This window comes from Azonexus sp., from assembly GCF_036170495.1.
Classification (GTDB): Bacteria; Pseudomonadota; Gammaproteobacteria; order Burkholderiales; family Rhodocyclaceae; genus Azonexus.
Genome location: NZ_JAVHPH010000331.1, coordinates 1 through 12,235, shown reverse-complemented (window position 1 = coordinate 12,235; position 12,235 = coordinate 1). Strand labels below are relative to the sequence as shown.

Annotated in this window: 11 protein-coding genes; 2 read left to right on the top strand and 9 right to left on the bottom strand. The window is 58.1% G+C overall.

Features of this window, described 5'->3' with window-relative positions; genetic code table 11:
* Positions 1 to 67: 67 nt before the first annotated feature.
* The 5 genes from mobF to ADADOO_RS12430 form a co-directional block, all read right to left on the bottom strand.
* The gene (gene mobF, locus ADADOO_RS12450) at positions 68 to 3,583 is read right to left on the bottom strand and encodes a MobF family relaxase (RefSeq protein ID WP_511277824.1); all 3,516 of its coding nucleotides are present in this window, start codon (positions 3,581 to 3,583) and stop codon (positions 68 to 70) included.
* A gap of 1 nt (position 3,584) precedes the next feature.
* Positions 3,585 to 3,755 carry a hypothetical protein gene (locus ADADOO_RS12445; protein ID WP_511277823.1) on the bottom strand — a complete coding sequence of 57 codons (171 nt, stop codon included), beginning with the start codon at positions 3,753 to 3,755 and terminating at the stop codon, positions 3,585 to 3,587.
* A 20-nt stretch (positions 3,756 to 3,775) separates the two neighbouring features.
* Positions 3,776 to 4,303 (bottom strand): hypothetical protein, encoded by a 528-nt coding sequence (locus ADADOO_RS12440; protein ID WP_511277822.1) that lies wholly within the window; start codon positions 4,301 to 4,303, stop codon positions 3,776 to 3,778.
* Positions 4,304 to 4,830: 527 nt separating this feature from the next.
* On the bottom strand, positions 4,831 to 6,423 hold the full coding sequence (locus ADADOO_RS12435) for a recombinase family protein (protein WP_511277821.1): 1,593 nt from the start codon (positions 6,421 to 6,423) through the stop codon (positions 4,831 to 4,833).
* A gap of 33 nt (positions 6,424 to 6,456) precedes the next feature.
* On the bottom strand, positions 6,457 to 7,128 hold the full coding sequence (locus tag ADADOO_RS12430; protein ID WP_511277820.1) for an exodeoxyribonuclease III: 672 nt from the start codon (positions 7,126 to 7,128) through the stop codon (positions 6,457 to 6,459).
* Positions 7,129 to 7,175: 47 nt separating this feature from the next.
* On the opposite strand from ADADOO_RS12430, the gene pyrE reads away from it, so the two are divergent.
* Together pyrE and ADADOO_RS12420 are read left to right on the top strand one after the other, a co-directional pair.
* The gene (gene pyrE, locus ADADOO_RS12425; protein WP_511277819.1) at positions 7,176 to 7,817 is read left to right on the top strand and encodes an orotate phosphoribosyltransferase; all 642 of its coding nucleotides are present in this window, start codon (positions 7,176 to 7,178) and stop codon (positions 7,815 to 7,817) included.
* The gene (locus ADADOO_RS12420) at positions 7,810 to 8,457 is read left to right on the top strand and encodes a hypothetical protein (RefSeq protein ID WP_511277818.1); all 648 of its coding nucleotides are present in this window, start codon (positions 7,810 to 7,812) and stop codon (positions 8,455 to 8,457) included. The genes pyrE and ADADOO_RS12420 overlap by 8 nt, the downstream gene beginning before the upstream one ends.
* On the opposite strand, the gene gatB is transcribed toward ADADOO_RS12420, so the two are convergent.
* From gatB to gatC, 4 genes are read right to left on the bottom strand one after another with little or no spacing between them, the layout of a single operon-like run.
* Positions 8,458 to 9,912: an Asp-tRNA(Asn)/Glu-tRNA(Gln) amidotransferase subunit GatB gene (gene gatB / locus ADADOO_RS12415; RefSeq protein ID WP_511277817.1), complete on the bottom strand. Its 1,455-nt coding sequence runs from the start codon at positions 9,910 to 9,912 to the stop codon at positions 8,458 to 8,460.
* Positions 9,913 to 9,925: 13 nt separating this feature from the next.
* Positions 9,926 to 10,459 (bottom strand): hypothetical protein, encoded by a 534-nt coding sequence (locus ADADOO_RS12410; protein ID WP_511277816.1) that lies wholly within the window; start codon positions 10,457 to 10,459, stop codon positions 9,926 to 9,928.
* 2 nt (positions 10,460 to 10,461) lie between these two features.
* On the bottom strand, positions 10,462 to 11,916 hold the full coding sequence (gene gatA, locus ADADOO_RS12405) for an Asp-tRNA(Asn)/Glu-tRNA(Gln) amidotransferase subunit GatA (RefSeq protein WP_511277815.1): 1,455 nt from the start codon (positions 11,914 to 11,916) through the stop codon (positions 10,462 to 10,464).
* Positions 11,913 to 12,200: an Asp-tRNA(Asn)/Glu-tRNA(Gln) amidotransferase subunit GatC gene (gatC, locus tag ADADOO_RS12400; RefSeq protein WP_511277814.1), complete on the bottom strand. Its 288-nt coding sequence runs from the start codon at positions 12,198 to 12,200 to the stop codon at positions 11,913 to 11,915. The genes gatA and gatC overlap by 4 nt, the downstream gene beginning before the upstream one ends.
* Between the last annotated feature and the right edge of the window lie 35 nt (positions 12,201 to 12,235).

The following is a 12,235-nucleotide window of genomic DNA, read 5'->3' as shown; positions in this document are numbered from 1 at the left end:
GCTACGTTTCGGAATTATCTCGCTTCCACCCTACTGAATATCTCGTTCCTTCTTACGCTCGGGCGGCTCACATTTCAATTTCGCGGTCTTCTCGGTTCTTGCTTATCGTCTTGGTCTTCGTCCCTGTCGGGGTCTGAACTTGGACGATGACGGGACGCGGGAAAATCCTTTCGATGCCCGCCGCTTCCGCGAACAACATGGCAGTCGCTCCGTCAGCGTTCGTCAAATTGATGTCGGCACCGTTGGCGATGAGGAACTTCGCCGCATCTTCGTTTCCGTTGTAGCAAGCGACATGCAGAGCCGTGCAGTCGAAATTTTCGATGTCCTGCGAGTCGATGTCGGCACCGTGAGCCAAAGCGATTTTCAAGGCTGCGACGCTGTCGGCGAAGGCTGCGACGTGAAGAAGCGTTTCCGCCGCTTCCTCTTGCCGTTCGCCGTTCGAACGGAACATCAGTTTCCCGACTCGCTCGCCGACATCTTCGCCTTTCTCCATGTAGATGATGATGTCTCGACAATCGTCCGCGACTTCAAGCCCCTTCTGGGTGTCGGGCATGTTGTTTTTAATCATGGATTCGAGTTTCGAAGACAGTTCTTTGGTGCGGTCAGGCTGTTGATGGAGGGTTGTCGCCGCCAAGGCGGCTTCGGTCGTCAGTGCGACGGCTTCAGCCCGTTCCTTGCGTGCCATGTCGAAAGCGATGCCGAACGCGTCGGCAAGCGGCTTCTTCGCCGCATCGCTTGCGGGCGTGTGTCCCTTGCCGTTCGGTTCGTCGGGGTTCATGCCCTCCGCCAGCAGGACGCGGGCGGCGTCCACGTTCCCGTGGAACACGGCGAGGTGAAGGGCGTTGTTTCCGTGCTCGTCCTTCTCTTGAAGGGCTTCGCGGTTCGCGTCGATGATGGCTCGCAACTGTTCCGGAGTGCCGTGTGCGATCGCTTGTCCGATGGTGTCCACGGGCAACGCCGTCGACAAGGTGTTCTCGATGAACGCCTGTCGGTCTCCCTCGGCGAGGGCGTAATCAAGCGTTGTCCCCTTCCCGCCGTCGCGTTTGGCAACCGTGGCGAGGTCGTCGGGGGTCGCCGTGAAGATGCGGGTTTCGCCTTTGGAGCGGGACAACCCGACATAAGCCAAATTGCGATTGAGCAATCCGCCTTCGGCATCCATCAGAAACACGCATTCGGAAACCGTCAGACCTTGTGCCGAATGAACGGAACGGGCATTCGCCCAATCGAGACTGTCGTATTTCGACGAGTCGAATTCGACCTTCCGCCCGTCGTCCATCCTGACGACGAAGCGGACGCCATCGCGGGTCTTGGTCAGCCTTTCTATGGTTCCCTCGTCGCCGTTGATGACTCCCAGCCCGTTGCGGTCGTTCTTCTTGAAAATCACCCGCTCACGCTCGGAAAAATAACGCATCTCGCGAATGGCGTAGGAATCCATCACGCCCTCGATTTCCCCCTGCGAAACCATCACGCCGAAATCGGCTTTCCCGATTTCCCCTCGCTCCTTCAATTCGGATCTGGCAAGTTCGTTCAAGGTCTGAACCTCCGCACGGGTCGCGGCGAGCATCAGGACATTTCCGCTGCCGCAACGGTCTCGGGATTCGAACCATGCGTCGACGGCTTGCTTGGTCGCGTCGGTCTTGTTCTCGGCGACAGCGAGGCATCCGTGTTCCTCGAATGCCGTCAAAGCCGTTTCGGAATCGCCGGAACGAATCGCATAGACCGCATCGCGGTGCCAAGCGTTCTGTTGCCTGTTGATTTGGTCGAGGATGGCTACCCCTTCGCCTTCTCCCATCTTGCCCGCCTCGCGTTCCAAAGCGGTCTGGATGGCGGCGAAAATTGCTCCCGACGATATGGGGACGAGTTGTTCGGCTTCCCCGATGAGAATTGCCTTGGCTCCGACTTTCTCGCATTCGCGAAGCAGGACGGCGGTGTCTTGCGTTCCCGCCATGCCGTGTTCGTCGACGAACACGACGCTTTGAGCGTCCAGCGGCGATTTGCCGTTTTTGATGGCTTGGACAAGGCTCGCAAGGCTCCTTGATTTGGCTCCCGCTTCGTTCTCGAAGTTCTTTGTTGCTTTCCATGACACGGACGAGCCGAAGACCTTCAAGCCAGCCGCTTCGAACGCTTTGACCGCCAGTTCGCTGGAACTCGACTTGCCCGCACCAGCGGCACCGACGAGAACGGCGACACGTCCACTACCGTGGACTAGGTGTCGCACGGCGGCTTCCTGCTTTTCCCATGACTTTTCCCGCCAGTTCTTCCCAGCCTTCCCCATCTTTTCGGTTTTCGTCTTGGCGATGATGTCGTCCAGCAGTTCGGCGGAAACGGTATTGGCGTGTCTGCGGTCGTCCCGCGTCGATACGGAATAGGCGATGATGTGTTCCTCCATCGCCCGCAATTCCCTCGATGTCCACAAGACCTTGGTGGACTTGCGGTTCGCCGTCTGCAACGGCAGGAGGTCGGGAGACATCAGAATCCGCCGCGTCCTGTTGGCGATGTAATCCGGATCTGAATCGGCTGCGGGGTCGTAGGTCGCCATCCCCGCGATGAGCGTTTCCAACGTGTCCTTGTCGAAGGTCGAATGCTTGTCGAGCAACGACGAGACGATTTCCGCGTCCGTTTTCGGCTTGAAGTCCTTTGCCAACGCCATTTTCAATGTCTTGGTGTCGAGCGTGAAGCCGCATTGCTTCGCGGCTTCGTCCCGCCACCCGTCGAACTGGGTCTTCCTGTCGATGGTCTTCTTCTCGCGTTTCGTCTGGCGGCTGGTCTGGTTGTGCCGTTGCGAAGTGATGGTTTTCCCCTGCTCTCTCATCTCGTCGAGAGCGGTGTTGACCTCGTCTCCACGCTTCGAGAACCGTTTGACGACATTATCGGGTATGCCCGCAACGCTCATCCGAAGGACGTTCTTGCCGTTCTCCCTGAAATGGCGTTCCTCGATGTCGTAGCCTATGGAACGCAACTCGCGAGCGATTTCCCGTTGATAGGTCGCATCGAGCAACTTGTGGATTTCGAGAAGCCTGCTTGTCGATAGCGAAGATGTTTTGCCGTCCTCCTGCCATGCGACATTGGCGAGTTCGATGTGCCAATGCCAATGGGGGTCGCCCAATCTCGAATCGCCGTGGCGGAAGACGGCTGCGAGAATGCCCGCGACTTTCCGTTTGTCGTAGCCTTCGGCTCCCAGACGATATTCAAGTTCCCTTTCGATGCGGTCGAGTGCCTTGCGTCCCGCATTGTCCAAAGCCTTCTCGATGCGTTTCCGTTCTTTCTCGCTCTCGGTCAGTCCCCACAGACAAGAAACCGATTTCGGGGTTGACAGGGTCATCTGATAGCCGGGACAGCGGTTCTTCCGGTCTTCGACGAGTTTTTTTCCAGTTGCGGGGTCTTGACCTCGAAAGAATCGTTCGAGGGCGGTTCTGGTTATCGGTGCGTTTGCGATTTGCAGGAATTCGGCACCATTGCCGAGAAAGAATCCTGGCGGTTCCGCATCACCAACACCCGTGTAATAGTCGACCGTTTTGTTGACCAGATAGTCGACGGTTGCGGCTACATTTTCGGATTTGATTCTCTGAAAGCGAGCCGCCATGTCATGCTCGCTTCGCCGAACTTTCGAGCAGGTCGGCAATCTGATTTACCAATCGTTCATCGCGGACGAACGAAGCCACAGCGATATCAATCGCGTCGGAAACCGCCATGCCGTATTCCGTCGCGAAGCGTCGAATCTCGGCTTCGTTTTCTCGACGAAGGCGGATGTACACGGGGTCGCCTTTTTCGCGTCTCATGCCAACCATTCCTCGAAATATGCCATGTCGGCTTTGGGAATGAAGTCCTTGGGGATATACCAATAAACGGGATTCGCATTTACCATGAATTTGGCTCCCTTGTCCTTCGGACCGTCCTTTTTGTCTTTGGAAACAGCAAGGATGATGTTGCCCCACTCGTCGTATTTTGGCTGCTTCTTCGAGATCGAAATTTCGTCGAGAATGTCGGGAGGCATCGGGTTTTCTTCGGCAAGCACCAACGCCTTTTCGGGTTCGGGTGCCGTCGGCTTCGCGATGGTTTTGCCGGTCAGAATCGCCTCGATTTCGCGGGCGATGCGGGATGAGATTTCAGCGGTCTCGACCGTTCCCGCCGGTCTCTTGCCGAGCCATTCGGCGGCGATGGTGTTCATCAGGTTGTTGAATCCACCAGCAGCCTTTGCCTTGACTTCGAGTTGTTCGAAAATCTCGGCGTTCCAACGAACGGATTTGAGGACGCGGGCTTTCTTTGGTTCTGTCATGACTACCTCCTTGAAAAGAATGGTCATGACATACGTCTACCGGAAGGATGGAGGGACGCAAGTCGAAAAGACGATTTCCCGACGAACGGCAAAACCTCTTAACGGCGGTTAACCTGTGTTGATGCGGCTTTCAGTTGGATTTCATGGGCAAACGCATAGGTGGCGGAAGTCGCTTGCTCTCGTCGCATCTCCGAAGGAGTGCATTTGCCCTATACCTCCATCTTGCCCTGGACTTACCGAGCACAGCGTGCTCTGCCTATGATGAGCACAGCGAATACGGGCGAGGCGAACACGCCGAGCACGGGGAGAATCCCCACTCAAATGCACAGCGAGCACACGATGGCGACAGGTCTCCGAACTCGTCGAGCACGCCACAGCATCATAGAAGCGAGCACGGCGAATACAGGTGGAACGGTCTACATGAATGCTCTGCGAGCACGAAATGGAACGCCGACAGAGAGCACGCCGAGCACGCTCCCGCATCGTAGATGTGATTACAGCGAGCACAAAGCGAGCGTGCTAGATGGGACTACGGCGAGCACGAAACGGACGTGCTACATCGCCTTTGCCTTCGCTGCAACTTCCTCGCGACTCATTCCGGCATCTCGTCGTTTCGCTCGTTCGAGAAATTCTCGTGGGATGTTCTGAGCGATTCCGACTCCCGAGACTTGATAAATCATCACGGCGTCTTCGTGAAATTCGATGCGGTCGATGACCCTTCGAAGGGCATCCGACAACTTGAAACGCTCTTCGGTTTTCGTCTTGTCCGCAATCCAGTTTTGGGCTTTGACGACGAAATTTGTTCCCCATTCCCCGCCGATTGTCGGGACGCTTGCAAGTTCTTCGCGTGCTGCTTCAAGATCCGATTTCGCTTTCGATTCTTCCGCTTCGATTGCCGAAAGCCGTTGAAGGAGCATCGTCGAATTTCCGCCTTCCTCGATTGCGAGGATGATTCGCTCCGCTCTGTTTTTCGCATCCGCCGCCCGCTCCTCCGCAATGCGAATTCGCTCGCGTATCGCTTCCGAAAGAGTGTCGTCCCGAAACGCTTCTTCCTCGAATTTGCTCAGATTCGAGAGCACCGAATGGATGATTGCCGGTTCGCCGACGGTCGGGCAATTCGTCCGTCCCGATTTCCGACCAAGACAATAATATCGGGCGTGTCCTCTCGAACTTGCGGCTTTGCGTTCCATCCGTTCGCCACATTTGCAATACAAAAGACCCGTGAAGACGTCCGCGTTTACGCCTCTGATTCGTTTCGGTCCCGTGCGTCCTTTGAGAGCGACTTGGACGCGATGCCAAAGATCTTCCGGAACGGCTGCGGGAAAGTATCCCTGAACTGGGTTGCCGTCGGGCGTCAGGGTTCCACCAACCATCCGCTTCGGTTGCCATTCGCCAAGCGTTCGACGGTCGCGAAGCAGTCGGGAAACGCCCGTATGTTCCCATCCTTTCGTGTTCATCCTCTCTCGCCACGGCATTGCCCAACCTTCTTCCGTCGCGATGCGTGTGATGGCGACGCCGCCCCTTCCGCTTGCGGCGAGTTCGAAGACCTTGCGGACGGATTCGGCTCGGTCGGGAACGAGTTCCCATCCCGATTTGTCGGTTTTCGGCTGCATCCATCCGCCACCGTGCATCTTCGAGACCACGGGAAGCCCCGCTGTCCGCTTGCTTTGAAATGCGGCGGAGACCCGTTTCGCTTTCGTGCTGCTCTCTTCGTGGGCTCGCGAGAAGAGCAGGACGGACAGCATGAACGACATCGTGTCTTGGATCGTCTCGCTGTTCCATTCCTTGTTGTCGACCATCGAGACGACGCGAACGCCTGTCTTCACGATTTCCATGAGCAGGGTTACGGCTTCGGGGAGGGTCGCCCGCGAAAGACGGTCAAGGGATTCGACGAGGAGGATTGAGCCTTTCGGCACCTTCCCCGCTTCGATTGCGGCAATGAACGCCCCCAAAGCCCCACGGGCTGCATTGTCGCCTTTGAAAGCGGAGACGCCGAGGTCGGATAGGGAAAGGCTCTCGTCCAGCGTGTAGCCGTTTTCCTTGCACCAGTTTTCGGCAAGCCGTGTTTGCCGTTCGAGCGAAGTGCCTTTGGCTTGTCTTCCCGACGAGAAGCGTCTGTATGAGAATACGCGGGTGTCTTTATTCATACACCCGATTATGCAGGTATTTTGTGCAAGTGACTAATCGATCCGCCATCCCACATTTTTGGCCCAGGCCTGGCCGCGATTGCTCCACCACGTGTAAGAGGCATCGCCAACGTCGGGGTAAAGAGATCGATAAACATCGACCCAGCCTTGTTCATCAAATACCCGACTAAGCCAGGCACGCTCCTCTGGGAGGAAACCCGAGTTTTTCTGGTTCGATTTCCAGTTTTTCAGATCAATCGCCTGATGCGCGATATTCCAGTCCCCACACAGGACTATTTCCCGCCCTTCCGCCCGTAATGCGAGCATGTGCGGCAGAAACACTTCGAGAAAGCGGAACTTGGCTTCTTGCCGCTCAGGCGAAGAAGAACCAGAGGGCAGGTAAAGCGAAATCACCGACAGATTCCCGAAATCCGCCCGGATATAACGGCCCTCGGCATCGAACTCGCCACCATCGAAACCCTCGATGACACGGTCAGGCTTCTGCCTGCTCCAAATGCCGACACCGCTGTAACCTTTTTTCTCAGCGCAGTGATAGAACGCGTGCATGCCATCCGGCGCCATCATTTCGGACGTCAAGTCAGGTAATTGTGCTTTCAGCTCCTGTAAGCAAAAAATATCGGCGTGTTGAGAAGCGGCCCAAGGCAAGACATTTTTGCTCCAGGCAGAGCGGATACCATTGAGATTCAGGGAGATGATGCGTAACATTGTGCAATGATCGGCCCGGTTTTCCCGGTCGGATAGAATGGAAAAATATGGATTTTCGTCAGGAATTTATTGAATTTGCGCTGAGCTGCCAGGTACTGCGCTTTGGCGAATTCAAAACCAAGGCGGGAAGACTCTCGCCCTACTTCTTCAATGCTGGTTTGTTTAATGATGGCAATTCGCTTGGCCGCCTCGCCGAATTCTACGCGAAAGCGGCCGAAGCCAGCGGAGTCCAGTTCGACATGCTGTTTGGCCCGGCCTACAAGGGCATTCCGCTGGTCGCCACGATCACCATGGCCATGGCCCAGCGCGGCCGCAATTTCCCTTTTGCCTACAACCGCAAGGAAGCCAAGGATCATGGCGAAGGCGGCAACATTGTTGGCGCAGCGCTCCGCGGTCGCGTGCTGATCGTCGATGACGTGATTTCGGCCGGCACCTCCGTCCGCGAGTCGGTCGAACTGATCCGCGCCGCCGGCGCCACCCCGGCGGGCGTGTTGATTGCGCTCGACCGCCAGGAACGCGGCCAGGGTGAACTGTCGGCGGTACAGGAAGTCCAGCGCGACTATGGCATTCCGGTCATCGCTGTTGCCGGGCTCCATGACCTGATGTCTTTCCTGGCTGACCATCGAGAATTTGCCGCCCATCGCGACGCCGTTACCCGTTACCGCGAGCAGTACGGCATCCATGCGTAAAACGCTGCTTTTCGCTCCGCTGTTGTTAGTTTCGCTTGGCTCGGCGCAAGCGGCGGGGGAGTTTTACTGCTGTCATGATCCCAGCACGGGGCGCCGGGTCTGCGGCGACATGTTGCCGGAACAGTGCCGGGGACGCGCCTATCGTGTGCTGGACAGCGGCGGTAACGTCGTCAAGGAAGTTGGTCCGCCGCTGACGCCGGAGCAAAAAACCGAACAGGCGCTTGAAAACCAGCGGCGCAAGGTGCTTGAAAATGCCAGTCGCGAGCAGCGGCGGCGCGACCAGGCGCTACTCGATACCTATGCGATGCCCGAAGACATCGACCTGGCTCAGCGCAAGGCCGAGGCTGACGTCAACCTGGCCATTCTGGCGACCATTACACGCATCGACCAGGCACAAACCAAGCGCAAGAAGTTTGAGGACGAGGCCGAGTTCTACAAGAAAAAAGCCTTGCCGCCAGACCTGGAACGGGATTTGCGCGCTATTGACCACGAAATCAAACTGCAGCAGGAATTGCTCGACATCAAGAAGCGGGACTTTGCCGTTATCAAGGCCAAGTACGACACCGACCGCAAGCGCTACTACGAACTGACCCGCCGCTCGCCAGCCGCACCAACCGGTACGGCTCAACCGGCTCGCTGATCAACCCGCCAGTTTTTGCTTGAGCAGGTCATTGACCTGCTGCGGATTGGCCTTGCCCTTGGCTGCCTTCATGACCTGACCAACCAGCGCGTTGAAGGCCTTTTCCTTGCCAGCCTTGAATTCGGCGACATTGGCCGGATTGGCCGCCAGCACTGCATCGACTAGCGACTCGATGGCACCGCTGTCGGTGATCTGCTTGAGGCCCTGCTGGTCGATGATCTCGTCAGCCGTCGCCCCCTCGCCATTCCACAGGGCCTCGAAAACCTTTTTGGCGATGTTGTTGGAGATGGTGTTGTCGGCGATGCGCCGGATCAAGCCAGCCAGTTGGGCAGCCGATACCGGCGATTCGGCGATTTCCTTGCCGTCCTTGTTGAGGCGGGCGGCGAGATCGACCATGACCCAGTTGGCACAGGGCTTGGCGTTCTGCTTTCCGGCGATTCCCACGGTCAACTGGAAAAAAGCGGCAATTTCGGAATTGGCCGTCAGCGTCGTCGCGTCGTAGTTCGACAGCCCGAACTCGCTAATGAAACGCTCGCGCATCTGCACTGGCAGTTCCGGCAGTTCGCTTTGGACACGGGCAATCCATTCGCTCGAAATAACCAGCGGCAGGAGGTCGGGATCGGGGAAATAGCGGTAGTCGTGCGCGTCTTCCTTGCTGCGCATCATGCGGGTTTCACCGGCATCCGGATCGAACAGCACGGTGGCCTGCTGAATCCTGCGGCCTTCTTCGATTTCATTGATCTGCCATTGAACCTCGAAGTCGATGGCTTCCTTGAGGAAACGGAAGGAGTTGAGGTTTTTGATCTCGCGCCGGGTGCCGAATTCGGCCTGACCTTTCGGGCGCACCGAAACGTTGGCGTCGCAGCGGAAGGAACCTTCCTGCATGTTGCCGTCGCAGATATCGATCCACTGCACCAGCGCGTGCAGCGACTTGGCGTAGGCGACGGCCTCATCGGAGGATCGCATGTCCGGCTCGGAAACGATTTCGAGCAGCGGCGTGCCGGCCCGATTGAGGTCGATGCCCGACTTGCCCTCGAAATCTTCGTGCAGCGACTTGCCGGCATCTTCTTCGAGGTGGGCGCGCGTCAGGCGAACCACTTTCTCGTAAGCCTTGTCACCCTGGCCGACCTGCACCGTGATGTTGCCGCCAACGACGACCGGCAGGTCCATCTGGCTGATCTGGTAGCCCTTGGGCAGATCCGGGTAAAAGTAGTTTTTGCGAGCAAATACCGATTTCTGGGCGACTTCGGCGCCAATGGCCAGGCCGAAGCGGATGGCGCACTCGACCGCCTTCTTGTTGAGCACCGGCAAGACACCTGGCAAGGCGAGGTCGACCGCGCACGCCTGGGTATTTGGTTCCGCGCCGAAGGCCGTCGAGGCGCCCGAGAAAATCTTCGAAACCGTCGCCAGTTGCGCGTGCGTTTCGATGCCGATCACTACTTCCCACTGATTCATGGCTTCATCCGTTTCAGAAACAATGTCCGCTCTTCGCCTCGACCATGATCGGCCAAAGATAGTCGAAGGCCTGCCCGTCGCAGGACTTGGGACAACTGTTGAATGCAATCGTTACTTTCGGCCCCTGCTCCCACATGCGAACCAGGCAATCCGACTGTTTCTTGTGGCGGAGCAGGGCTTGCGGCATCTTCTCGACCTGATCGAACTCGTTGAGGTCAAAGCGGCAGGTGCCGTGGCCCTTCATGCTGACCTGGGCGACGAAGGTCTTGACCTGGGCTTCCTTGACCAGCAGGTCGAGCCGCGTCTGCGTGCCGATCGCGTCGCGGTGTGTACACCGTGAGCGGACATTGAGCGGGCGCGTCGGCTGCGGCTTGAGGTTGCGATTGGCCAAGTACTTGAGCGTCGAGTTCTTGAACTTCGGCTCCTTGCTTTCCGCCGCCGGCTTGTCGACCACCGGCTCTTCGGCGGCAACGATTTCCGGCTGCTTCTCGACCTCGGCACAACCGGCCGCTACCAGAACGACAACAAGCAGCAGGCGCCGCCACATGCCTATTCGATGGCCGCCCGGCACTGATGCCAGTCGGTCGCCTGCTGATAACGATGGGCCACGTTGAGCAATTGCCCTTCGGCAAAATAGTTGCCGATCAACTGCAGGCCAACCGGCAAGCCGCCGACAAACCCGCAGGGAATCGACATGCCAGGCAAGCCGGCCAGATTCACGGCAATCGTGTAGATGTCCGAGAGGTACATCTGAACCGGATCGGCGGCTTTTTCACCGAGCTTGAAGGCGGTCGACGGCGAGGTCGGCCCCATGATCACGTCGCAGGACTTGAAGGCTTCGACGAAATCGTTGGCGATCAGGCGACGGATGCGCTGCGCCTGCAGGTAATAAGCGTCGTAATAGCCGTGTGACAGGACGTAGGCGCCGATCATGATGCGCCGCTTGACCTCGGCGCCGAAACCCTGGGCGCGGGTCTTTTCGTACATCTGTTCGAGATTGTCGTACTCGGGAGCGCGATAACCGTAACGGGCACCGTCGAAGCGCGACAGGTTGGAACTCGCCTCGGCCGGCGCGATGACGTAATAGGCCGGCACCGACAGATGCGAGTTGGGCAGCGAGACTTCAACCGTCGTCGCGCCGAGTTTTTCGTATTCGGCAATCGCGGCACGCACGGCAGCCATCACCTCGGCATCGCAGCCTTCGCCGAAGAATTCTTTGGGCAGGCCAATGCGCAGACCGTTCAGCGGCTTTTCCAGATCGCGGGTGTAATCCTCGACCGGGCGATCCAGCGAAGTCGAATCACGCTCGTCAAAACCGACCATCGTGTTGAGCAGCAACGCACAATCTTCGGCACTGGCCGCCATCGGGCCGCCCTGGTCGAGCGACGAGGCGAAGGCGATCATGCCGTAGCGCGATACGACGCCGTAGGTCGGCTTGAGACCGGTCAGATTGCACAGCGCGGCCGGCTGACGGATCGAACCGCCAGTATCGGTGCCCGTCGCGGCGGGCGCCAGACGGGCGGCGACGGCGGCGGCCGAACCGCCGGAAGAGCCGCCGGGCACACGACTGGTATCCCACGGATTGCGCACCGGACCGAAGAACGAAGTTTCGTTCGACGAACCCATGGCGAATTCGTCCATGTTGGTCTTGCCGAGCGACACCAGTCCGGCTTCGGTGTGCATTTTGTGAATGACCGTCGCGTCGTAGGGCGAGACGAAATTGGCCAGCATTTTCGAGCCGCAGGTCGTCGTCCAGCCTTCGGCGCAGAAAATGTCCTTTTGGGCGATAGGGATACCGGTCAGCGGGCCGGCAGTACCGGCCGCGATGCGCGCATCGGCGGCCAATGCCATTTTCAGGCTTTTTTCCCGGTCGACCGTGACAAAGGCGTTGAGCGAGGGATTCAGGCGTTCGATGCGGTCGAGAAAGAGTGACGACAGCTCGACGCTGGAAATCTGTTTTGCAGCCAAGGCCTGCGACAGCTGCTTCAAGCTCTTATTGATCATTCGATCACCTTCGGCACGAGGTAGAGACCCGCTTCGACGTCCGGGGCGACGGCCTGATAGCCAGCTCGACGGTCGCCTTCGGTGACGGCATCCTCGCGCAAGCGCTGGCTGACATCCTGGGCATGGGCCATCGGTTCGACGCCGCGGGTATCGACGGCCTGCATCTCCTCGATCAACTGGAAGATGCCATTGAGGTGACCCTGCGTGGTCAGCGCTTCGCCATCGCTGATCTCGATGCGGGCGAGATGGGCGATGCGTTTAACTTGTTCTAATGTAAGCGACATGGGGTCCAAAGACTTTTTTGCAGTGCACAAAGTCT